This window comes from Flavobacterium hauense, from assembly GCF_054457175.1.
Genome location: NZ_JBTKVX010000008.1, coordinates 89,417 through 110,903, shown reverse-complemented (window position 1 = coordinate 110,903; position 21,487 = coordinate 89,417). Strand labels below are relative to the sequence as shown.

Sequence of the window (21,487 nt, the reverse complement as noted above, 5' to 3'; positions counted from 1 at the left end):
TGGTGGTTCTATATGTGTCTACAACAACTGATTCAAGTACAGTTGCATCGTCTTTTAAATTAATGTTCACATTCTCTTTTCGATTGCCAAGCGTAATGGTCTGCGTTTGCATACCAACAAAAGAAGCAATAAGCCTTTCGCCTTCTTTGGCATCGATCAGATATTTGCCGTCAAAATCGGTTTGGGTGCCTTTACTACTGCCGGCCACCATAACATTTACTCCTGGAACAGGCATGCCGCTGCTGTCAGTTATGACACCTGAAACCATTTTGGGTTCTGTAATGTCAGACACCGCTGAAGCGACGGTATTAGTTGCCGCTTGTGCCACAGGCTCTGTCTTTTCTTTGTAAACCATATCTCCGGCAGGGGTGACTGTAGCGGAGGCTTTAGCTAAATTGTCATTTTCATTGTAAACTCTTGCTTTACTGGTTTTGGTAGAGAAAGGTATTGTGTCTTTCTGTTTATAAGCAGGAGCTGTAGTAGAATTACCTTCATCGTATAAAGGTTGAATTGTTTCGTTAACTACAACTTCTTCTTTCTCCATAGCCTTAGCCGGATCAAAAGTCTCTTTTACTTTTTGGGTGTCTATCGCTGTAACATTATTTTCAGGAGTTACTGTTGGAGCAATAACTGGGTTGTTCTTTTCGTTGGTCAGCATAAAGAAACCAACGCCCATAAACAGCAGGAACATGGCAGCCATGCCGGTATATTTCCACCAGGCGGCAATCCTGCGCTGTTTTTTATTGTTCAGTTTTTCCTCTACGCGGTTCCATACCGACTCCATGCGGGCAAAATCCTTTTGTTCGGCTTTGCCAGCTGCCTCTTTAAACTGTTCGTATAATTTATCTTGATTTTCCATGGCTGTTCTCGTTTTGGTAATAAACATTGTTTACTAGTTCTTTAAGCTTCGTTCGGGAGACGTTTAATTGTGATTTGGATGTTCCCTCAGAAATATTCAGCATGGCGGCGATCTCTTTATGAGAATAGCCTTCTATGGCAAACAGGTTGAATACGGTCCTGCAGCCTTCCGGCAAATGAGTGAGCAGGTTCAGCAGATCTTCTTCCTCAAGTCCGGCCGAGTGGGCTTCGGAGGGTTCTGCGCTGCGGCTCATTTCTTCAATATAAATATTGAAGTTCACGTTCTTTTTAAGGCTCATCAGGCAAAGGTTAACCGCAATTTTGCGGGCCCATGCTTCAAAGGCTTTATCTTCTTTCAGTTGGTCAAGTTTGGTGAAAATAGTGTAGAAGGCATCGGCCATGGCCTCTTCTATCTCTTCCTCGCTTTTCAGGTACCTCTTGCAGGTATGGTACAGTTTGGGAGCCATAAGCTCATACACCTGCCTCTGGGAGTCCCGGTGCATTTTCCTGCATGCTGTTATGAGTTTTTCGTCCATCACAATTTGTCTCTTTTGTATATAGATTATAAAAGCGATGAAAAGGTTGGGAGGGGAGTGAAAAAAAGTTTGCAGTATTCAGTCGCAGTTTGCAGTAGTTGTACGTAAATCACTGAAAACTGTGACCGCGACTGAATACTACTTTTCAAGAGTAAGTTTATAAATGTCACTTTCGGCGGCATCGCTGTCGGTATCTTCGCAAAGCAGGAACTCAAGTTTGTTGCCATTTTTTTTGAAAAGCGTAATGCCTTCAAATTTATTTTTGGTTGAGATGACTTCGGTAAATTCTACTTCCATAGATTCGGGATCCATACGGCCTATAAGTGTTCCGGCCACTTCGCCATCTTTATAGGTAGAGGTTGTCTTTTCGGCAGCAGCCAAAAAATAAAGTTTGTCATCTACGAATATCGCATCGGTAAAGCTCGAGGGCGCACCATTTATTTTAGGCAGTTTTACTTCGTTATAAACAAACTGGAAAGCTGTTTCGTTTATATCGCCTGTCATTGTGAAAACACCATTCTGTCCTTTGGGTCCATTACCACGGTTAAAAACATACCAGTTGCTGCCATCGTTGGCTACAGCTTCAATATTAAAATTATCTGGGTTTATTTCGCCAAAATCCTGCATGGCAAGATACAGTTCGGTTGCATCTATTGGTGGGTGTACTTTCTTAGACTGTGCGTCTACATGCAATATAGTATTTCGCTTAGCTGTCGAGCCTGAGCCAAAAAGATACAGTTCTTCTCCAATAGAGGTTAACGCTTCATAGTCGGCTTTTTCTTTTTTGGGAACATTTTCCAGCGGACCGTTATAGCCTTGTGGTGCAATGTTTATTTTGTCGAGTTTCTTATCGGTGAGGTTATAGTCATACAGTATATGGCTGTTGTCTGAAACCAGGTAAAGATTAGTGCCATTAAGCAAGAGGCCTGATGCCGACCCAATGCCTATAATGTGTAAAAACAGTTCCAGCTGAAACTTTTGCATAATATTATGTTTTTGTAAAAATGTACTGCCTAAATTAATGCTTACATTTATATAAAGATAAACCAATTATCTATGAAACCAATAGACACCCAAAGTTTTAAAATAACGGGCGATTTTGATATAGCGAATGCACCAACTTTGATTGACACCGGGACTTCAGAAAAGAAAGTCCGTAAGGCACTTAAAGAAACAAGGAGCAAACTCGGTAAGCTGCAGGACAAAATGTATGCCAACAACCGCTACAGTGTGTTAGTATGCCTTCAAGGTATGGATACCTCCGGTAAGGACAGCCTTATCAGGGAAGTGTTCAGCCGTTTTAACCCAAGGGGTGTAAATGTCTATAGCTTTAAGCAGCCAACTTCGACCGAGCTCGAACACGACTATCTCTGGCGTCATTATATCGCTTTGCCCGAAAAAGGAAAGTTTACAGTTTTCAATCGCACACATTATGAGAATGTACTTGTAGCACGTGTACATCCTGAAATACTACTAAACGAGAATCTGCCGGGAATTACTACTGTTGAAGATATCCCCGAAAACCTATGGGAACAGCGTTATGAACAGATAAATAATTTTGAAAAACATATTGCCCAGAATGGCATTATTGTATTCAAATTCTTTTTGCACCTGAGTAAAGAGGAGCAAAAGCGCCGTTTATTGCGAAGGCTGGATAAGGAAAGTCACAACTGGAAATTCTCTCCGGCTGATCTTGATGAAAGAGCAGTTTGGCATAAATACCAGGAGTATTATGAGGATGCTATTAACAGTACTTCTAAAAAGCACGCCCCCTGGTATGTGATTCCGGCAGATAATAAAGAAACAGCACGTTATCTGGTTGCAAAAACCATTTTTGATGCGCTTACGGTATATGAAGATATTCGGGAACCGGAAGTGAATGAAGAGGTATTGGAAAACATTAATTTATATAAGAACAAACTGAAGAATGAGGAGTGATTATTTTATAATATCAAAATCGTCTACGAGATAATGATTCCAAAGGCCTTTGCGTAACTTTAGTTTTATTTGATGTTTGGAATTTGTTTCCCTAACATATTGATCAATAAAATTCCGGCTTACTTTTATGTATTCTTTTTCTCCCTTAAAGTTGAATCGGATAGTGTGCTTCGCTTTGCTTCCTCTTCCTATATGAAATTCATCTACAGGGAGTACTACAGTTTGTTGCCTTGAATGCTTCGCTGCATAATAATTTGAAATTTCAAATGCCAGGTTGGCGATAGTTCCAAATATTATAAAAGAAAACAACGATGCCAGGAGTGGTATAATAATGCTAAGACCTATCTTATGCCATATATTGGTTACTGCAGCTATGGCCTCGGTATTGAAGATTTTCTTTCTGTAGCTTATTAAGAGGCTTATACCAGCCAGAATAGGAAGAACTATAACAAAAAAAGTATGAGTACCATCAGTTCCAATAGTAAGTGGTTTAAACCAATAAATGGCTACAAACAAAACCACACATGCTATAAAACCTGCATAGACTGCTTTATCTCTGGTTCTCTGCTTTCCTTCTAAAATTTTCTGTTGTTTTCTCCTTTCAGCTTTGGATGGTTTCACATACCTGAATTTTATGGCAAGATATAAAATTTAAGAGCTTCTTGTGAAATTAAAAAGATTGTGTCATAGTGCTTCATCGCACTGGCAACATCCGACTTTGGATTCCGTACAAAAAATTATTCTCCCAATAAATCCTCCAGTTCTTCCTGTGAAAAACAAACGCCCATATGCTCCGCCAGTTCGTTTTCGTCTTCGGCGCCATCAATAAAATAAATAGGAATTTGCGAAGTAGCCTTTCGCTGACGAATGCTGTCGGCAGTTTTGCGGCCGTGTGAAGGCTTGTTGGCATAATTTATAACGATCGCGTCGGGTTTTAAAAGGCCTGTTTTGCGATAGGCTTCTGCACCGTCGTTAAGTTCTATGCCTACTACCTCAGCATTTTTTTTACAATAATCGATAAGCGGTGTAGTAAGTTCTTTGGACCAGTCAATAATAAATAATTTCATGGGTAATGTGTTGGCTGTTACAAAAGTAAAAAACCTGCGGCAATATACCGCAGGTTTAGCAAAGGTTAGTTTTGCACTTAGGTTATCTTAGGTATTACAGATTGAATCCGTAAGCAAGCCTGAGGGCAATCTGGTCGGCATTAAAATCATTCATTCCCTCATACCTTACGCTTACGTCAATATATTTGCTCGCATATCCTATACCCGGAGCCCATAGGAATGTAGTTTCGTCATAATCATTGGTTACGGCAAAACCGGCACCAACCTCTCCAAGTACATAAAAGCGGTCTTCCCATACAAAGGCTTTAAAACCTGCCTTAGCAGGAATAAATCCAAGGTCTTTTATTTCGTTATCGCCAAACAGATTGGTAAAACCTGTAGTAAGCGTCAGCGATGTCCTTTGGGTAAAGTTGTATTGCAGGCGAACATCACCACCCAGCGCCCAGTTAAAATAATCACCCGTAGTTACACCGGCATTTACGCCAAAGCCAAGTTTAAATCCCTGGTCGTAGCCATCCGGAGAGGATGCACCTACTTGTGCAAATGCAGTACTGCCAAAGGTTAGCATAGCAGCAAGCAACAGTCCTCTCAGTTTAATTCCCATTTTCATGTTCTCCATTGTTAGTGTTAGTTGAGAGTAAAATTACTATGCTTGCATTACTAAAAAACACAACGATTCGTTAATTAGTTGTAATAAATTCATAAAATTAAAGAATTGATTGGTTAATGTTTTGATTGATAATGTTTTATGTTTTGATATTTTTTAATCTCATCCTTCTGCCTACCTTTGCAAAAAAAAGACGTGACTTTATCTGCATATACCAAAGAATTTGGAGCTAATATCCGCCTGGCTTACCCGGTAATACTGGGCATGCTGGGGCATACCCTTATAAGCGTAGTTGATAATATAATGGTTGGCCGCCTTGGTGCAACCGAACTTGCAGCTGTATCACTGGGTAACAGCATGGTATTCATTGCGATGTCGGTTGGTATAGGTTTCTCTACTGCGATTACGCCCATAGTTGCACAAGGCGATGCAGCCAAAGATGCCGGAACTGTGCGTTCTGCCTTCCACCACGGATTATTGCTGTGTACTATTCTGGGAATATGTCTTTTTGGAGTGGTTTCGTTTGCCAAGCCATTAATGCACCTTATGCACCAGCCACAGGAAGTTATTGAGCTTGCTTCTCCTTTTGTAGACTGGGTTGCTTTTTCGTTGGTACCGATGGTTATATTTCAAGGTTATAAGCAATTTGCCGATGGCATGTCGCTGACAAAATATGCAATGTATGCCGTGATTGCATCGAATGTTATCCATATTGGAATCAATTATGTTCTAATCTACGGGATATGGATATTCCCTAAACTTGGTATACTCGGTGCTGCGTTTGGAACAGTACTTTCGCGTTTGTTCATGGTTACCTATATGCACATTATGCTGTCACGACAGGAGAAACTGAAACAGTATTTTCATGGTTTCAGCTTTAGCGAGATAAAAAAATCAATGCTTAAAAAGATCACTGCCCTTGGACTGCCTTCGTCAATGCAGATGCTGTTTGAAGTAGCATTGTTTACAGGAGCGGTATGGATATCAGGTTCTATAGGGAAGACCAATCAGGCTGCCAACCAGATTGCACTAAGCCTGTCATCAATGACCTTTATGTTTGGTATGGGGCTTAGTGTAGCCGCAATGGTTAGGGTAGGGAACCAAAAGGGTCTAAAAGACTATAAAAACCTGCAGATCGTGGCGCGTTCCATTTTTTTACTGACATTGATCTTAGAGGTTGGTTTTGCATTGATGTTCATTGCGCTGCATACCGTTTTGCCGCATTTCTTCCTGAATATGGAAAACGTGAGCCAGCTTCATGATAATACCGAAGTTATTGCCATAGCATCGCAATTGCTTATAGTAGCTGCTATATTCCAGATATCGGATGGGCTGCAGGTAGTGGTGCTGGGGTCGCTTCGTGGTTTGCAGGATGTTAAGCTGCCTACAATAATAACCTTTGTTGCTTATTGGGTAATAGGTTTCCCTGTGTCTTTCTATCTGGGTATCTATACCGAACTGAAAGCAATGGGAATATGGATAGGGTTACTGTCAGGACTTACCGTTGCCGCAATATTTTTGTATCTTCGCTTTAATTATTTAACGAATAAGATGATAAAAACTGCGCACAGTGAAGAGTTACTGTTGACAGAATAATAATCTTTAGACTTTACGACTTTAAAACTTTAGAATATATACAATGGAATTACCAAAATTTGTACTGGCAGATAATACTGATCACCCGGATGATATCTATATCATTCACTTAGATTACCCTCGTTTTATCATTAACCTTAAAGATGATGAGGTAGAATTTATGGAAGAGCCGGAAGATCTTGACGAAAACGAACTTAATGCTGAAATGGAAGGCCTTATCGAGGCTGCGAATAATTTCTACGACAGGGAAGTAGAACGTTACGAAGGACAGTAATTAGTTTGGAAGATTTATTTTTTGAAATCAAGGAATCTGATAGATTCTTGAAACTTACTCCGGTTAAAAGTAATTTTGATGGTTTTTTTAGTACTACTATTGAGGTAAAAGCAGGAATATTTTCAGGTATATATAAAGCTGATTTTATGTCGGGAGATTTTGAATTATTGAAGCAGGGCTTTGCGAAATTATATGATAATTTAAATGGAAGTTTTGATTTTAATACTTTGGAACACGACCTGAGATTAAAGATTAAAGATTAAAGGTGATGGTATTGGACATTTTTTAATGATAGTATCAGCCTATGATTACCAAAGATTTCCAGATGAAATGTATTAAGTTTTGAACTTAATTTTGATCAAACACAAATAGAAAATTATATACTCCAGCTGGAAAAAGTTGTCAAGGCTAATTCTTAACTCTTTTTAAAATATTTTTCTAATAATACCTGAGCGGCTGCAAAAGGCGATAACTCGTTATTTTGCACCGCTTTTTTATTTTGTTCCAGTAGCGCAGCTATATCTTCGCGGGAGTAGAAGTTACTCTTCAATTGCTCATTGATGGTTTCGGTAAGCCAGTAGCTGTTTTGTTCGCTTCGGCGTAAGCCAAAAAATCCATTATCTTTTGTCAGATCCAGGTATTGGTTTATTGTATCCCATACTTCGGGAATGCCGTCATGGGTTACAGCACTGCAGGTTGTTACTGTAGGCTGCCATCCTGAGCTTTTAGCCGGAAAGAGATGCAAAGCGCGGTTAAACTCCGTTTTAGCAAGTCTTGCTCTTTTGATATTATCACCATCGGCTTTATTGATAACGATAAGGTCGGCCATTTCCATGATACCACGTTTGATCCCCTGAAGCTCATCTCCGGCACCGGAAATCTTAAGCAGCAAAAAGAAATCGACCATACTGTGTACAGCAGTTTCACTTTGGCCCACACCAACAGTCTCTATAATAATAGTATCAAATCCGCAGGCTTCACAAAGAATGATAGCCTCACGGGTTTTGCGTGCTACACCGCCAAGTGTATCTCCTGAAGCTGAGGGGCGTATATAGGCATTCTCATCTTTAACCAGTTCTTCCATACGGGTCTTGTCGCCCAATATGCTTCCGTGAGAAAGCGAACTGCTGGGGTCAACTGCCAGTACGGCTACTTTTCGTCCTAAAGAGGTAAGGTGTTTGCCAAAAGCTTCTATAAATGTACTCTTGCCCACGCCCGGTACACCGGTTATGCCTATACGCACCGACTTATCGGCATGCGGAAGGCACTGATTGATTACATCGTTGGCTTTTTCCAGATGTGAAGGATTGGTGCTTTCTACAAGTGTGATAGCACGGCTCAGCGCCGTTTTGTCGCCAATAAGTATACCATCAACCAATTCCTGTGCTGTAGGCTGTTGTTTCCTCAGGCGGGTTACGTGTTCTATAGATGCCCTGCTGATGCTTACCGGCTGGTCGATGCCGTCAACTTCGTGCAGTGCGGTTTTATGGGCTTCTGGCTTATTCACAATACTGGATTAGAGAAGTAAAATTAAGGTTTTTCCTTTATTTATCGGCCACGAATTGCACTAATTAAAATCCCCTTTGCCATAAAAATTGCAAAGGGGATTGTTGTGTATGTTTGAGACAGGAGTGTGAACTAACCCGAAACAAAAAATTAATAGGCTGCTGTAAATCGCAGCTGGTGATGTTTAGGTGCTTCCACTTCGTCAGCAAGAACCACTGCAAGATCTTCGCCTGAAAGGATGCTGCGGTTATCTTCGTTGAATACCGGGTTTTCAAGTCCTAAACGATAATTGCCTGTACGGCCTGTGTCGATACCCTGGTGCATTTCGATGGCAGGGCTGAAGAAAGCCCAATCAAGCTCTTTTTCATCCCTAAGGATATTCAGGTAATCTCTGGCAGCTGATGCTCCTGCATAATATTCTTTAGGAAACTCAGCAGTATCTACCAATTGCTGGTTTGGAGCAATATAAAGGCTTCCTGCACCACCTATTGTAACAAAACGTTTTACTCCCGAAAGTTTTACTGCTTCCTGTATCGATTTTGAACCGGCAACAAAATCGTCATAGATGTTCGGGTTGGTCCATCCCGGATTGTATGCGTTCACTACGGCATTATGGCCTTTCAGAATATCAGCAAGTTCCTGTGTATTAAAAATGTCAGCTTTAACCGCAGTAACATTTGTAGGTACATCTTCAGATGGGTTTCTTGAAATCGCTGTGATCTCATGTCCGCGTGATGCAAATTCTTTTACTAATAATGAGCCCAAAAATCCTGTTGCTCCAATGATTGCTATTTTCATAAGTGTAAATGGTTATATGTAACTTATATTGTTACAGTTTTGTGTAAAAAATTTTAAAAGTCTTTTGTAAATTCAAGCAACGAGATCTTTTCCAGCTGTCCGCTGATGTTTTTGTTAATATCAGAGTAAAGGATCTCCAGATTTTGGTTAATATTTTTACCTACAGGACAGGCCGGGTTAGGATCATTTTTGGCATAGCCAAGGTGAACCGACTCAAATGTCATGCAGAAGATATCCTTAAGAGTGATCTCCTTTGCAGGCTTTAGCAGGCGTGTACCACCATATTTACCTTCACGGCTTTCTACGATGTTATGCTTTTTCAGGTTGGCGATCTCTTTTCGAACCAATACAGCATTGATGTTCATGCTGCCCGCCAGATATTCTGACGACAGGAAGTTTTCCGGCTCCCTGGAGAGCAGCGAAAGAATGTGAACCGTTATGGCAAATTTGCCTGAAATCATACTGTAATAAATTCTGTTACAAATATAGCGAAGTTTTTAATATCTGCAAATAATTTAGTTACAGTATATTTCTGCCGATTTTGTTGGGTGTATTGAACAGTGCGCCTTAAATTTGTATTCAAATTACAAGCCTGCCTTTTTAATGGATAGCATCATACTGATATTTGTCTGCCTGTTTGCGGGAATAGCCCTGCAGCGTGTTAAAGCCATCCCGGCCAATGCACATACGGCACTCAACCAGTTTGTTATTCATATTTCGCTTCCTGCACTTGCACTGTATTACATTCCTAAAATAGAGATCAGTACTAAATTGTTATACCCGTTGGGTGTGGCCTGGATTGGTTTTCTGCTTGCCTGGCTTTTCTTTGGCAGTTTAGGCAAATGGCTTGGATGGTCAAAGAAACTAACTGGTTGCCTTATACTTACAGCAGGGTTGGGTAATACATCGTTTGTAGGCTTTCCCATAATAGAAGCGCTATACGGAAAAAGCGGACTCGAAACAGCCATTATTGTAGACCAGCCCGGAACTTTTGTGGTAATGGCAACATTGGGAATTATCGTTGCAGCAGCCTACTCAAGAGAAACAGCAGGAACATCGGCCATAATCAGAAAAATCATTGTGTTTCCTCCATTTCTGGCCTTTTTCATTGGAACTGTTATGAATGCCAGCGGATACGATTTTGCAGATATGGTCCAGCCGGTCTTTCAACGGCTGAGCAGTACAGTAACTCCAGTGGCACTTGTGGCGGTAGGCATGCAGTTGAAGATACAAAGACGAAGCAGACATTGGGGATTTTTATCCCTTGGCCTTTTTTATAAGCTGATGATCATGCCGGGTGTTTTGTACCTTTTATACAAAATAGTATTGGGAGGTAAAGGAAGAGAGATTGATGTGTCGCTTATGGAGGCTGCTATGGCTCCCATGATTTCGGCGGCAATACTGGCATCGGCATACGGACTTAAACCAAGGCTTGCGGGTATGATGATTGGGGTAGGGATACCGCTTTCGTTCATCACGTTGGCATTTTGGTATTATATATTGAATACATTTTAAATTTTACTATGAAGAATATTGAAACTGCGGTTCTAAACGACCCGCGTAAAGAAATAGTTCAGAAAACGGTTTATTCCATACTTTTTTCAGTTGCCATTGCGCATATGCTCAATGACCTGCTGCAGGCAGTTATTCCGGCAGTATACCCTATACTTAAAGACAAATATAACCTGACCTTCACCCAGATTGGCCTGATCACTTTTGCCTATCAGCTGGCGGCATCAATCTTGCAGCCCTTCGTAGGTTTTTATACCGATAAGAAGCCGCAGCCGTATTCTAAGATGTTCGGAATGGTGTTTACACTTGCTGGTATAGTGATGCTGTCTTATGCAACAACTTTTGGGTTGATATTAGCATCAGTAGTACTTGTAGGCATTGGTTCATCAATCTTTCACCCGGAAGCTTCAAGAGTTTCGTATCTGGCTTCGGGAGGAAAAAGGGGACTGGCGCAATCTATATTCCAGATAGGTGGTAATATGGGAACTGCTATCGGGCCGTTGCTTATTGCATGGATAGTGGTGCCGCACGATCAGCATTATATCATTTGGTTTTCTATCATTGCCCTTATCGCAATGGTTGTGTTATGGCGTATAGGAAACTGGTATTTTCATCACCTTAACCTGAATGCAGGTAACAAAAAAGAAATCGTATTGCCGGATCTTTCGCAAAGGCGAATCGTTATTTCAGTGATCATACTTTTGGTGCTTATTTTTTCTAAATATTTCTATGTAGCAAGCATCACCAGCTATTTTACATTTTACCTGATTGACAAATTCCATTTGTCGGTTCAGGATGCGCAGTATCATTTATTCATATTTTTATTGGCTTTGGCTATAGGAACTTTACTTGGAGGGCCACTTGGCGATAAGTTCGGACGAAAATATGTGATCTGGTTCTCGGTATTGGGTGTAGCACCATTTGCGCTTATGCTTCCATACGCCGATCTGTTTTGGACAACTGTATTGTCAGTGATCATTGGAACACTGCTTGCATCTGCTTTCCCTGCAATATTGGTATATGCGCAGGAACTGCTTCCTAAAAAACTGGGGATGGTCTCAGGGCTTTTCTACGGATTTGCATTTGGTATGGGCGGACTAGGAGCGGCAATATTAGGTTACATGGCAGAGCAAACAAGCATAGACCATGTATATGATATTTGTGCTTATCTGCCGTTAATTGGTATAATTGCTATGTTCCTGCCTAATCTTAAGAAAAAGAGCTGATTTGTTCACATAACTTTAACGGGTGAGTTGTAGGATATTGCCTAATTTTATAAGATAAACCAAATCTTATACACTATGTCAACAAAAAACTGGTCGATAGACCCGGCGCATTCCGAAATACAGTTTAAAGTTAAACACCTTGTTATCTCTACCGTTACGGGTTCTTTTGGAGAATTCAGTGGTACAGCTTCAACTCCCGAAGATACTTTCGAGGAAGGTGAGATTTCTGTAAGCATTAATGCTGCCAGTATCAGTACCAATAATGAACAACGTGATGGGCATTTGAAAAGTGCCGATTTTTTTGAAACTGAGGGTCATCCTGAAATTACCATAAAAACGACATCAATAAAAAAAATTGATGATGATGAATATGCCATTGTTGCAGATGTTACCATGAAAGGAGTGACCAAAGCAATAGAATTCAAAGGAGAATACGGAGGTAAAGCAACCGATGGATATGGAAACACTAAAGTTGGGCTTGAGGTTAAAGGTAAACTGAATCGCAAGGATTTTGGACTGAACTGGAATGCAGTTGTAGAAGGCGGTGGACTTACTGTAAGCGAAGAAGTGAAACTGATTGCTAATCTGCAATTTATACAGCAATAATCATGTGGTTGTTTGATACATCCCGCGACAAGAAACTGTACCATACAGGATTATTGTTGCTTAGGTTAGTGGTAAGCTGTTTTATGCTTACACACGGGGCTAAAAAGTACATGATGCTTTTTTCCGGAGAGCCGATACAATTTGCCGATCCGCTTGGTATGGGCCAGACGAATACACTAATACTGGCTTTTATAGCTGAGTTTATTTGTTCTGTTTTCATATTGATAGGCTTTGCAACACGTCTGGCTGTAATACCACTTATCATAACCATGTTTAGTATTGTGTTTGTGGTGCATGCACCCGATGGTTTCGAACAACAGGAATTGCCGGGCTTATACCTGGTTATTTATGTGCTGCTGCTCATAACCGGAAGCGGTAAATATTCCATTGACCATCTTATCTATAAAAAGAGAAGGCCAAGAGTATATTCTTAAGCTCAAATTATAGTATTTTTGAAACGTAGATACGCTGATAAAATACCATGGAAAATATAACAATACCACAGGAAATGATTGCTTCACTTGAAAAGATAGTGGGGCAGTCATTTCTTTTTTTGGATGAAGAAACCCGAAAGGATTACGGACATGATGAAACGGAAGATTATAACTTTCCGCCATCGGTTGTGCTAAAACCTGGCAGTACGCAGGAAGTTTCTGAAATCATGAAACTTGCGAATCATTATAAAGTTCCCGTTGTTCCTATTGGGGGGCGTACCGGCCTTAGCGGAGGTGCGCTTAGCATCTACGGGGGCATCGGTCTTTCTATGGAACGTTTCAATAAGATTGAGATCGACGAGAAAAACCTTCAGGGTATTGTAGAACCAGCTGTTATTACACAGGTTTTTCGTGAAGCAGCATTCGAAAAGGGGTTGTTCTACCCACCAGACCCAAGCAGCCAGGGCAGCTGTACCATTGGAGGTAATGTGGCAGAAAATGCAGGAGGTGCCCGTGCGCTAAAATATGGTGTGACTAAAGATTATGTGCTGAACCTTGAAGTGGTTTTGCCTTCCGGCGAAATTATATGGACAGGTGCCAATACACTTAAGAATTCTACAGGATATAACCTTACCCAGCTTATGGTTGGAAGCGAAGGTACACTTGGCGTCATCACTAAAATCGTAATGAAGCTATTGCCAAAAAACTCGCACAACATACTCATGATGGTGCCTTTCTTTAAATCGGCGCAGGCCTGTGAAGCAGTTGCCGAAATATTCAGGGCTGGTATTGTGCCAAGTGCTCTCGAATTTATGGAGCGTGATGCTATTGACTGGACACTGAAATATGTTGATGGTGTAAGCCTCGATATTAAAGATGATGTTGAAGCTCATTTATTGATTGAAGTCGATGGCAATTATCCGGACATGCTTTTTGCGGAAGCGGAAAAAATAATGGGTGTACTGGAACAGTTTGAAATTGACGAAATTCTTTTTGCCGACAGCGAAGACCAGAAAAATGCGCTTTGGAAAATGCGCCGCGCAGTAGGCGAGGCTGTAAAATCAAACTCTGTTTATAAGGAAGAAGATACTGTTGTACCACGATATGAACTACCCACGCTTTTGGCGGGTATTAAGGCTGCCGGAAAAAAATATGGTTTCCATTCGGTTTGTTATGGCCATGCCGGAGATGGCAACCTTCACGTGAATATCATTAAAGGCGATATGAGCGACGAAAACTGGCATAACGAAGTGCCTAAAGGCATTCGCGAAATATTTGAGCTTACGGTTTCTCTGAAAGGAACATTATCCGGCGAGCACGGCATAGGCTATGTACAGAAGAACTACATGGATATTGCCTTTAACCAAACGCAATTGCAGCTGATGAAAAGCATCAAAAATATATTCGACCCCAATAATATCCTTAACCCGGGAAAAATACTGCCGGATAATGTATAGTAATGCTAAAAGTAAAATGAAAAAAAAGGCAATAGTATTTTTTATACTTCTTAGTATAAATTCTGTTTGGGCTCAAGTTGAAAAGAATACGTATGAATTGGGCTCAATGGAAAGCCTTTTAACCAATGATGTTAAAGGAGTTTTAAATGTGAATTTAAAAGATAAAAGAGTTGTCTTTTTGGGAGAATCAGGTCATTTTGTTGGATCTGATTTTTTGGCTAAGACTCAATTCGTAAAGTATCTGGTTTTAGAAAAAGGTTACAAGGACATTGCTTTTGAAGATGATTTCTTTGCGCTGTATTTTGATCATAACAAAACGCATCTGCATAGTTTTTGGTCAAATTCAATCCAATGCAGTGAATTGTTTGAATTCTTAAGGGAAAATAATGTGACGATTTGGGGATTTGATAATCAGATTTATTCTCAATATACCAAATCGAATTTTTTGGAAAAGCTTACAGAATTTCTAAATGCAAATGCTATTGACGCTGACAAGGATTTTATAAGACTTACAGATACTTTTTTTCGTAATGCTTCCGAACTTGGTAAAACTGACGGTAAGCAAAATATCGAAAAGATACTCAGTGGAATAGATACATTATTAAAAAACGATAAAGTTATTCAGGATAAACTTTGGGTTAGTATCCTGGAAAGTTACAAGAGCTTTGTCATGATTGTGTCAACACATAAAGGAAAAGAAAAAGGAACACCTGTCAGGGATGCCCAAATGGCAAAAAACCTGGATTTTCTCGTGAAAACAATGCCTGAGAAAAAATTCATTGTATGGTTGCACAATGCACACATGGCAAAATATGAATACATATTCGTGCCCGGAGAAACTATGGGGGGACAATTTGTCAAAGCAAATCCGGGTATTTCATACAATATTGCCGTTTCATCAATACACCTGTTTTACAGGAAGCCAAAACAGATTGAGAAATATGGTAAAGACAAAGAAAATTTACTACACTTTTTGCCTACTACCGAAAAGAATTATTTTATTGATTCCGATAAGGTCATCTTTGAAAATCCTGAATATGCTAATAAAGAATATGACGGAATGTTTAATCTTGAGGATGATAATAAATCAAAAACAAACTGGTTTAAACACTACGATGCTTTAGTTTTTATATCTAAAGGTGAAGAAGTAACGTATCCTGAAAAAACAAAATAATATTCCCTGCTGTTGGAATATCTTATTTGTGCGTATAAACAATAAAACCAATGAAATAGTTTGGGTCTACTTCATTGGTTTTATTATTTTATACTGTAATGTTTACTATATAAAGTTACGCTTTAGGAAATGCTTTGGAAGCTACTTTGCCAATCGTTAATCCTTGAACTACTATGGAGAATACGACTACAAAATAAGTTATGGCAATAATGATGTCTTTATAAGGGCCATCATTTATGGATAACGCAAGGGCAATCGATACACCTCCGCGGAGGCCTCCCCATACAAGTACTTTTATGGTCCCATTACTGAACTTCTCCCTGAATTTAATGAATTTGGTAGGAAGCCAAATCGAAACGTATCTGGCAAATAAAACCAGAATGATACATGCCAGTCCCGGCAGCCAGTAATTATTGATGTCTTTTATAACAAGCAGGTTAAAGCCTATAAAAAGGAAAAGTATTGCATTGAGTATTTCGTCATTAAGCTCCCAGAATTTATCAAGATAGTCTTTAGTGACCGGAGACATCGCAAACCTCTTTTTAAAGTTACCTATTATCAGTCCGGCAAAAACCATCGTAAGCGGTCCTGAAAAGTGCAGGGTAGATGCAATAAGGTAGCCACCCATTACAACAGATAATGTGATCAGTACGGATACTTTATAGTCGTCAATCTTTCGCATTGCACGTGAAGCTCCTACGCCTAATGCTACACCCAGAAGAAAGCCTCCTCCTGCTTCTTTTAATAATAGCCATGATGCATAGCCCACAGTAGGATTGGGGCCTTCCTGAGCCAGTTGCAGTATTACAGCAAATACTACGACAGCAACACCATCGTTAAAAAGAGACTCACCTGCAATTTTGGTTTCAAGTGATTTCTTTACCCCTGCTTTTTTAAGGATGCTGAGTACAGCAACAGGATCGGTAGGGGATATAAGCGATCCAAACAGCAGGCAGTACATATAAGGCAGTGTAACGCCTAAAAAAGGTAAAATGTAATAGATGAGTGTTCCAACTGCAAATGTAGAGATAACCACGCTTAGTGTTGAGAATACCATTATGGGGCCGCGTTGCTCCCGTAAATCTTTAAGATTAATATGAACAGCTCCGGCGAAGAGCAGGAAGTTTAGCATGGCTCCCATCAGTACCTGGGTAAAGTCCAAACCGTGTATAAGGGTAGAAATGTGATTTAGCGGACTTGGATATACCTTACCGAATATTACCAATACAATTGATACTGCCATGGCAAGCACCATGACACCAATTGTTGATGGCAGTTTTAAAAATCGGACATTAAAATAGGCAAAGAAAGATGCCAGAACAATAAGAACGGAAAGTGAATAATATAATTCCATGGGCAAAAGAACATGTGCAGTCTCAGATATACATTTTCAGTGCAATGATTGATGATGATTAAAAGCTAATTACCTGTCTGATTGAGACTGCGACTGAAAATAATGAAAGGCGTATAGCTACAAACATAACGAAAAAAAGGCTAAAAACCTAATTATGAAGCGCCTTAAAACAACAAAAGCCCTGAAATTTCAGGGCTTTTGGATGGTATCTTTAAATATGGCTATGATTTTTTCTTCAAAGATCTTTTAACAGCTTCATCCCTAAGAATGTTTTTTTGATCCTCTGTAAGGTTTTTATCATTTTCAATTGTTTTCTGGCTTGTTTGGCTTGTTTGTGTAATATTTTCAGGATCTAATATTTCCTTTGCCTCAGGTGAAAGAAGTTTGTCTGCTCCCGGAAGCAGAGGATCAAGGAATGTCCATTGCATGTTTGAAGCCTCATCGGCTATTGCAACAACCTGAACACGTTTTTTTATATCAAAAGTGTTTGTTTCAGTTATGTAGTAAACGCCATCAGTTTTAAAAAGCTTTTTAAAATATTCCTTCTTAGGCGAGATTTCCTGAGGAGTCAATTTGTTTTCAAGGCTGATTGTAATTACTCTGTCGTAATTAATCACACAAAAAGTTCCGTTATTGGCTTTTTCCAAAGCACCGTAATCTATTGAAGGATCAATTTTTCTTATATGGGCAGCATAATCTTTACCTCTCATGGTGCTGTAATACTCCTTCATATAATCATCTTTAGGAACTACATTAAAATAGCCGGGATAGATTGTTGCCAGCTGTGCATCAAAATCTCCACTTTGAGATAACGCGATCATTCTTTTGGTAGCTTCAGTAAGAGAAGCCTTATCCTGGGCAAAACCGCTCAAGGAAACGGCCAGCAGTAGTGCTATGGTTAAAAGTCTTGTTTTCATGATAAGTTTAATGTTTAGTTTTCAAATATAGGGAAATGAAAAGAAATGCCCATAAGTGTGAATCTTAAAATTTAAATTGAGGTTAAAGTTTTGAGAATTTGGTAATCAACAGGAATATACGATCATAAAAAAGTCCCCAAAGCAATTTGGGGACTTTTACTATATAAATCAATAACGATTATTATTCACCAACAATAATCCATTCGCCTGTAGCCAGAAGGCCTTCAGCTTTTTTGAATTTCATTGTTTCGGTTTTGCCGCTCATAACATGTTTAATGGTAACATTGTCATTACGGTTGATTTTTGGTGCATCCCTAACGATGGTTTCAACTGTTTGCGGACGGCTTTGGCTTTGCTGTGATACTTCACGTGCTTTGGCTGCCATTTCATCAGTATTTAATACTTCGTCTTTAGACTCGGTATATTGCTCCTGAATAGTTTCCTGTCTTGCTTCCTGAATGTTATTAGGGTTTTGAGAAGGTAGGTCTCCTTTGAAAAGGAAAGAGATCACTTCTTTATTAATATCATCCATAGTTTTCTTGAACAGGTTGAAAGCTTCAAATTTATAGATAAGAAGCGGATCTTTCTGTTCGTGAACCGCAAGCTGTACCGATTGTTTCAGCTCATCCATTTTACGAAGGTGTTTTTTCCACGCTTCGTCAACAATGGCAAGAGTGATGTTTTTCTCAAAATCGTTAACCAGTGTACGGCCTTCGCTTTGGTAAGCTTTCTCCAGGTCGGTTACTACGTTTAGGGTTTTGATACCATCTGTAAACGGAACAACGATACGCTCATACTGGCCATTATTGTTCTCATATACGTTTTTAATTACTGGGAAAGCCTCGGCAGCATTGCGTTCGGTTTTCTCTGTGTAATAATCAAGAACAACTTTATATACTTTGCCTGCAAGCTCTCTTTCAGAAAGTTTTGCAAACTCAGCCTCAGTTACCGGAGAACTGATAGAGAACGTACGGATAAGTTCGAACTCAAAGTTTTTAAAGTCGTTTGTAGCTTTATTTGTTTCTGCGATAAGTTCAGCAGTATCATACATCATGTTGGCTAAATCTACTTTAAGCCTTTCACCATGTAATGCGTGTTTTCTGCGTTTGTAAACAACCTCACGCTGTGCGTTCATAACGTCGTCATACTCAAGAAGCCTCTTACGTACACCAAAGTTATTTTCTTCAACTTTTTTCTGTGCACGCTCAATAGATTTGGTCATCATAGAGTGCTGAATAACCTCACCTTCTTTAAGTCCCATACGGTCCATGATCTTAGCAACTCTTTCAGAACCGAATAAACGCATCAGGTTATCTTCAAGAGACACATAGAACTGAGAGCTTCCCGGGTCACCCTGACGACCTGCACGGCCTCGAAGCTGACGGTCTACACGACGTGAATCGTGACGCTCAGTACCAATGATGGCAAGTCCACCTGCGGCTTTCACTTCAGGAGTAAGCTTGATATCGGTACCACGGCCTGCCATGTTTGTTGCAATGGTTACAACCCCCGGCTTACCAGCTTCGGCAACGATCTCTGCTTCTTTTTTATGAAGCTTCGCATTCAGTACGTTATGAGGGACGTTTCTCATTTTCAGCATACGGCTCAGTAACTCTGATATCTCTACAGATGTTGTACCGATAAGTACCGGTCTTCCCGCAGCAGATAATACAGATACGTCTTCGATAACCGCATTAAATTTCTCGCGCATTGTACGGTAGATAAGGTCATGCTCATCTTTCCTTGAAATACCTCTGTTGGTAGGTATCTCAACAACGTCAAGTTTATAGATTTCCCAGAACTCACCGGCTTCAGTAACAGCTGTACCGGTCATACCGGCAAGTTTGCTGTACATCCTGAAGTAGTTTTGCAGGGTAATAGTTGCAAATGTTTGTGTAACGGCTTCGATTTTTACATTTTCTTTAGCCTCGATAGCCTGGTGTAATCCGTCAGAGTAACGACGGCCATCCATGATACGGCCTGTCTGTTCGTCTACGATAAGCACTTTGTTATCCATGATAACATACTCTGTATCTTTCTCGAACAGGGTATAGGCTTTCAGAAGCTGTGTAAGCGTGTGGATACGCTCACTTTTCACACCAAAGTCTTTGAAAAGCTCTTCTTTAGCTTCAGCTTCTTCTTCTTTAGGAAGCTTTTGCTTCTCGATGGCTGCAATTTCAGTTCCAATATCCGGAAGAACGAAGAACTGGCTGTCAGTATCCTGAGAAAGGAACTGTATACCGTTATCTGTAAGTTCAACCTGATTGTTCTTTTCTTCAATTACAAAGTACAGAACCTCATCAATTTTGTGCATGTCACGATTGTTGTCGGCCATGTACTGGTTTTCAGTTTTCTGTAGTAATTGCTTAACACCTTCTTCACTTAAGAATTTGATAAGTGCTTTGTTTTTTGGTAAACCGCGGTGTGCTCTTAATAAAAGTACGCCACCTTCTTTAGTATTGCCTTCGCGGATCAGTTTTTTGGCTTCTGCCAAAATACCGTTTATTAGATTTCTCTGAAGGTTTACCAGGTTATCAATCTTCGGTTTAAGTTCAGTGAATTCATGACGGTCACCCTGAGGCACCGGGCCTGATATGATAAGTGGTGTACGTGCGTCATCAACCAATACTGAATCGACCTCATCGACAATTGCATAGTTGTGCTTGCGCTGTACAAGGTCGCTTGGCGAATGTGCCATGTTATCCCTAAGGTAGTCAAAACCAAATTCGTTATTGGTACCATAAGTAATATCTGCTGCATAAGCTTTTCTACGTGCATCAGAGTTTGGCTGGTGATTGTCGATACAATCTACCGTAATACCGTGGAATTCAAAAAGAGGTGCTTTCCATGAGCTATCCCTTTTTGCAAGGTAGTCATTCACGGTTACAAGGTGAACACCATTTCCTGTAAGTGCATTAAGGTAAAGCGGAAGGGTAGCCACAAGGGTTTTACCTTCACCCGTCTGCATCTCAGATATTTTACCCTGGTGCAGCACGATACCGCCTATAAGCTGTACATCATAATGAATCATGTCCCAGGTAATTTCTTTACCTGCAGCATTCCATGAGTTTGCCCATGTAGCGTTGTCGCCTCCAATGGTTATATACGGTTTAGTAGCCGATAGCTCCCTGTCTTTAGGTGTAGCGGTTACTGTGATAGAAGTATTCTCTTTAAAACGTTTTGCAGTTTCTTTAACCACGGCAAATGCTTCAGGAAGAATTTCCATCAATGCTTTTTCAGATATTTCGTAAGCTTCTTTCTCAAGTGCATCGATAGAAGCATAGATGTCTTCTCTTGCATCGATATCCTCGATTTTTTCAACCTCTTCCAGGTAAGATGCTATTTTGGCATCTTTCTCTGCACGGGCCTTACGGATAGTGTCTTTAAAATATATTGTTTTCTCCCTTAGCTCGTCATGGCTAAGCTGTCCCAAAGCGCTTTCATACGACTTGATCTTATTGATCAGCGGCTGCATAGCCTTGACGTCTTTCTGCGACTTATCGCCTACAAAGGCCTTAAGAATACTGTTTATTAAACTCATTATTTTGTAATTACTTATTTTTAAATGTAATAGGATACAAATTTAGCCAAAAAAAAAGCCTCGTGGAGAGACTTTTCAATTGAATT

The 21,487-nt window shown here is 40.1% G+C and carries 21 protein-coding genes and 1 pseudogene; 10 read left to right on the top strand and 12 right to left on the bottom strand.

Going from position 1 to position 21,487, the window contains the following annotated elements; translation table 11 throughout:
- Window positions 1-31: 31 nt before the first annotated feature.
- The 3 genes and pseudogenes from ACX0HA_RS07615 to ACX0HA_RS07605 all read right to left on the bottom strand — a co-directional run.
- A pseudogene (locus ACX0HA_RS07615) lies at window positions 32-268 on the bottom strand (carboxypeptidase-like regulatory domain-containing protein); the annotation flags it as partial.
- A gap of 574 nt (window positions 269-842) precedes the next feature.
- Entirely contained in the window at window positions 843-1,361 is a 519-nt protein-coding gene (locus ACX0HA_RS07610; RefSeq protein ID WP_458844736.1) for an RNA polymerase sigma factor, read from the bottom strand.
- Between the two features lie 171 nt (window positions 1,362-1,532).
- Window positions 1,533-2,378 carry a DUF6929 family protein gene (locus ACX0HA_RS07605; protein WP_458844668.1) on the bottom strand — a complete coding sequence of 282 codons (846 nt, stop codon included), beginning with the start codon at window positions 2,376-2,378 and terminating at the stop codon, window positions 1,533-1,535.
- 72 nt (window positions 2,379-2,450) lie between these two features.
- Between ACX0HA_RS07605 and ACX0HA_RS07600 the strand changes: the two genes are divergently transcribed.
- Complete coding sequence (locus tag ACX0HA_RS07600; protein ID WP_458844667.1) at window positions 2,451-3,332, top strand: PPK2 family polyphosphate kinase; 882 nt, start codon at window positions 2,451-2,453, stop codon at window positions 3,330-3,332.
- Here ACX0HA_RS07600 and ACX0HA_RS07595 read toward each other — a convergent pair whose 3' ends face one another.
- The 3 genes from ACX0HA_RS07595 to ACX0HA_RS07585 all read right to left on the bottom strand — a co-directional run bounded on the left by ACX0HA_RS07595 (window position 3,333) and on the right by ACX0HA_RS07585 (window position 5,018).
- Window positions 3,333-3,953, bottom strand: coding sequence for a hypothetical protein (locus ACX0HA_RS07595; protein ID WP_458844666.1), 621 nt, complete (start codon window positions 3,951-3,953; stop codon window positions 3,333-3,335). It lies immediately after the preceding gene.
- Between the two features lie 116 nt (window positions 3,954-4,069).
- Window positions 4,070-4,399, bottom strand: coding sequence for a hypothetical protein (locus ACX0HA_RS07590; RefSeq protein WP_458844665.1), 330 nt, complete (start codon window positions 4,397-4,399; stop codon window positions 4,070-4,072).
- Between the two features lie 94 nt (window positions 4,400-4,493).
- The gene (locus tag ACX0HA_RS07585) at window positions 4,494-5,018 is read right to left on the bottom strand and encodes a hypothetical protein (protein ID WP_458844664.1); all 525 of its coding nucleotides are present in this window, start codon (window positions 5,016-5,018) and stop codon (window positions 4,494-4,496) included.
- 183 nt (window positions 5,019-5,201) lie between these two features.
- On the opposite strand from ACX0HA_RS07585, the gene ACX0HA_RS07580 reads away from it, so the two are divergent.
- Genes ACX0HA_RS07580 through ACX0HA_RS07570 form a run of 3 tightly spaced genes read left to right on the top strand, consistent with a single transcriptional unit; the run spans window position 5,202 to window position 7,139 of the window.
- Window positions 5,202-6,602 carry an MATE family efflux transporter gene (locus tag ACX0HA_RS07580; RefSeq protein WP_458844663.1) on the top strand — a complete coding sequence of 467 codons (1,401 nt, stop codon included), beginning with the start codon at window positions 5,202-5,204 and terminating at the stop codon, window positions 6,600-6,602.
- A 43-nt stretch (window positions 6,603-6,645) separates the two neighbouring features.
- Window positions 6,646-6,876 carry a hypothetical protein gene (locus tag ACX0HA_RS07575; RefSeq protein ID WP_458844662.1) on the top strand — a complete coding sequence of 77 codons (231 nt, stop codon included), beginning with the start codon at window positions 6,646-6,648 and terminating at the stop codon, window positions 6,874-6,876.
- Window positions 6,877-6,881: 5 nt separating this feature from the next.
- A complete protein-coding gene (locus tag ACX0HA_RS07570) occupies window positions 6,882-7,139 on the top strand; it encodes a WapI family immunity protein (protein WP_458844661.1) in 258 nt (85 codons plus the stop codon).
- 152 nt (window positions 7,140-7,291) lie between these two features.
- Here ACX0HA_RS07570 and meaB read toward each other — a convergent pair whose 3' ends face one another.
- The 3 genes from meaB to ACX0HA_RS07555 all read right to left on the bottom strand — a co-directional run bounded on the left by meaB (window position 7,292) and on the right by ACX0HA_RS07555 (window position 9,641).
- A complete protein-coding gene (gene meaB / locus ACX0HA_RS07565; RefSeq protein ID WP_458844660.1) occupies window positions 7,292-8,383 on the bottom strand; it encodes a methylmalonyl Co-A mutase-associated GTPase MeaB in 1,092 nt (363 codons plus the stop codon).
- 149 nt (window positions 8,384-8,532) lie between these two features.
- The gene (locus tag ACX0HA_RS07560) at window positions 8,533-9,180 is read right to left on the bottom strand and encodes an NAD(P)-dependent oxidoreductase (RefSeq protein ID WP_458844659.1); all 648 of its coding nucleotides are present in this window, start codon (window positions 9,178-9,180) and stop codon (window positions 8,533-8,535) included.
- Window positions 9,181-9,233: 53 nt separating this feature from the next.
- A complete protein-coding gene (locus ACX0HA_RS07555) occupies window positions 9,234-9,641 on the bottom strand; it encodes an Rrf2 family transcriptional regulator (protein WP_458844658.1) in 408 nt (135 codons plus the stop codon).
- A 142-nt stretch (window positions 9,642-9,783) separates the two neighbouring features.
- Here ACX0HA_RS07555 and ACX0HA_RS07550 point away from each other — a divergent pair, with 142 nt between their 5' ends.
- From ACX0HA_RS07550 to ACX0HA_RS07525, 6 genes are all read left to right on the top strand, one after another.
- Entirely contained in the window at window positions 9,784-10,695 is a 912-nt protein-coding gene (locus ACX0HA_RS07550) for an AEC family transporter (RefSeq protein WP_458844657.1), read from the top strand.
- An 8-nt stretch (window positions 10,696-10,703) separates the two neighbouring features.
- Entirely contained in the window at window positions 10,704-11,918 is a 1,215-nt protein-coding gene (locus tag ACX0HA_RS07545) for an MFS transporter (RefSeq protein ID WP_458844656.1), read from the top strand.
- Between the two features lie 75 nt (window positions 11,919-11,993).
- The gene (locus ACX0HA_RS07540; protein WP_458844655.1) at window positions 11,994-12,524 is read left to right on the top strand and encodes a YceI family protein; all 531 of its coding nucleotides are present in this window, start codon (window positions 11,994-11,996) and stop codon (window positions 12,522-12,524) included.
- A gap of 2 nt (window positions 12,525-12,526) precedes the next feature.
- Entirely contained in the window at window positions 12,527-12,958 is a 432-nt protein-coding gene (locus ACX0HA_RS07535; protein WP_458844654.1) for a DoxX family protein, read from the top strand.
- A gap of 47 nt (window positions 12,959-13,005) precedes the next feature.
- The gene (locus ACX0HA_RS07530) at window positions 13,006-14,415 is read left to right on the top strand and encodes an FAD-binding oxidoreductase (RefSeq protein WP_458844653.1); all 1,410 of its coding nucleotides are present in this window, start codon (window positions 13,006-13,008) and stop codon (window positions 14,413-14,415) included.
- 16 nt (window positions 14,416-14,431) lie between these two features.
- On the top strand, window positions 14,432-15,589 hold the full coding sequence (locus ACX0HA_RS07525; RefSeq protein WP_458844652.1) for an erythromycin esterase family protein: 1,158 nt from the start codon (window positions 14,432-14,434) through the stop codon (window positions 15,587-15,589).
- Window positions 15,590-15,704: 115 nt separating this feature from the next.
- Here ACX0HA_RS07525 and ACX0HA_RS07520 read toward each other — a convergent pair whose 3' ends face one another.
- From ACX0HA_RS07520 to secA, 3 genes are all read right to left on the bottom strand, one after another.
- The gene (locus ACX0HA_RS07520) at window positions 15,705-16,943 is read right to left on the bottom strand and encodes a cation:proton antiporter (RefSeq protein WP_458844651.1); all 1,239 of its coding nucleotides are present in this window, start codon (window positions 16,941-16,943) and stop codon (window positions 15,705-15,707) included.
- Window positions 16,944-17,164: 221 nt separating this feature from the next.
- The gene (locus ACX0HA_RS07515; RefSeq protein WP_458844650.1) at window positions 17,165-17,860 is read right to left on the bottom strand and encodes a hypothetical protein; all 696 of its coding nucleotides are present in this window, start codon (window positions 17,858-17,860) and stop codon (window positions 17,165-17,167) included.
- A gap of 181 nt (window positions 17,861-18,041) precedes the next feature.
- A complete protein-coding gene (secA, locus tag ACX0HA_RS07510) occupies window positions 18,042-21,401 on the bottom strand; it encodes a preprotein translocase subunit SecA (protein WP_458844649.1) in 3,360 nt (1,119 codons plus the stop codon).
- Window positions 21,402-21,487 lie beyond the last annotated feature (86 nt).

Excerpts from the sequence above, each read along its gene's own strand:
- ACX0HA_RS07610 (WP_458844736.1), bottom strand. The coding sequence starts at position 1,361 with ATGCACCGGGACTCCCAGAGGCAGGTGTATGAGCTTATGGCTCCCAAA.
- ACX0HA_RS07605 (WP_458844668.1), bottom strand. The coding sequence starts at position 2,378 with ATGCAAAAGTTTCAGCTGGAACTGTTTTTACACATTATAGGCATTGGG.
- ACX0HA_RS07600 (WP_458844667.1), top strand. The coding sequence starts at position 2,451 with ATGAAACCAATAGACACCCAAAGTTTTAAAATAACGGGCGATTTTGAT.
- ACX0HA_RS07590 (WP_458844665.1), bottom strand. The coding sequence starts at position 4,399 with ATGAAATTATTTATTATTGACTGGTCCAAAGAACTTACTACACCGCTT.
- ACX0HA_RS07585 (WP_458844664.1), bottom strand. The coding sequence starts at position 5,018 with ATGGAGAACATGAAAATGGGAATTAAACTGAGAGGACTGTTGCTTGCT.
- ACX0HA_RS07575 (WP_458844662.1), top strand. The coding sequence starts at position 6,646 with ATGGAATTACCAAAATTTGTACTGGCAGATAATACTGATCACCCGGAT.
- ACX0HA_RS07560 (WP_458844659.1), bottom strand. The coding sequence starts at position 9,180 with ATGAAAATAGCAATCATTGGAGCAACAGGATTTTTGGGCTCATTATTA.
- ACX0HA_RS07555 (WP_458844658.1), bottom strand. The coding sequence starts at position 9,641 with ATGATTTCAGGCAAATTTGCCATAACGGTTCACATTCTTTCGCTGCTC.
- ACX0HA_RS07550 (WP_458844657.1), top strand. The coding sequence starts at position 9,784 with ATGGATAGCATCATACTGATATTTGTCTGCCTGTTTGCGGGAATAGCC.
- ACX0HA_RS07545 (WP_458844656.1), top strand. The coding sequence starts at position 10,704 with ATGAAGAATATTGAAACTGCGGTTCTAAACGACCCGCGTAAAGAAATA.
- ACX0HA_RS07540 (WP_458844655.1), top strand. The coding sequence starts at position 11,994 with ATGTCAACAAAAAACTGGTCGATAGACCCGGCGCATTCCGAAATACAG.
- ACX0HA_RS07535 (WP_458844654.1), top strand. The coding sequence starts at position 12,527 with ATGTGGTTGTTTGATACATCCCGCGACAAGAAACTGTACCATACAGGA.
- ACX0HA_RS07530 (WP_458844653.1), top strand. The coding sequence starts at position 13,006 with ATGGAAAATATAACAATACCACAGGAAATGATTGCTTCACTTGAAAAG.
- ACX0HA_RS07525 (WP_458844652.1), top strand. The coding sequence starts at position 14,432 with ATGAAAAAAAAGGCAATAGTATTTTTTATACTTCTTAGTATAAATTCT.
- ACX0HA_RS07520 (WP_458844651.1), bottom strand. The coding sequence starts at position 16,943 with ATGGAATTATATTATTCACTTTCCGTTCTTATTGTTCTGGCATCTTTC.
- ACX0HA_RS07515 (WP_458844650.1), bottom strand. The coding sequence starts at position 17,860 with ATGAAAACAAGACTTTTAACCATAGCACTACTGCTGGCCGTTTCCTTG.
- secA (WP_458844649.1), bottom strand. The coding sequence starts at position 21,401 with ATGAGTTTAATAAACAGTATTCTTAAGGCCTTTGTAGGCGATAAGTCG.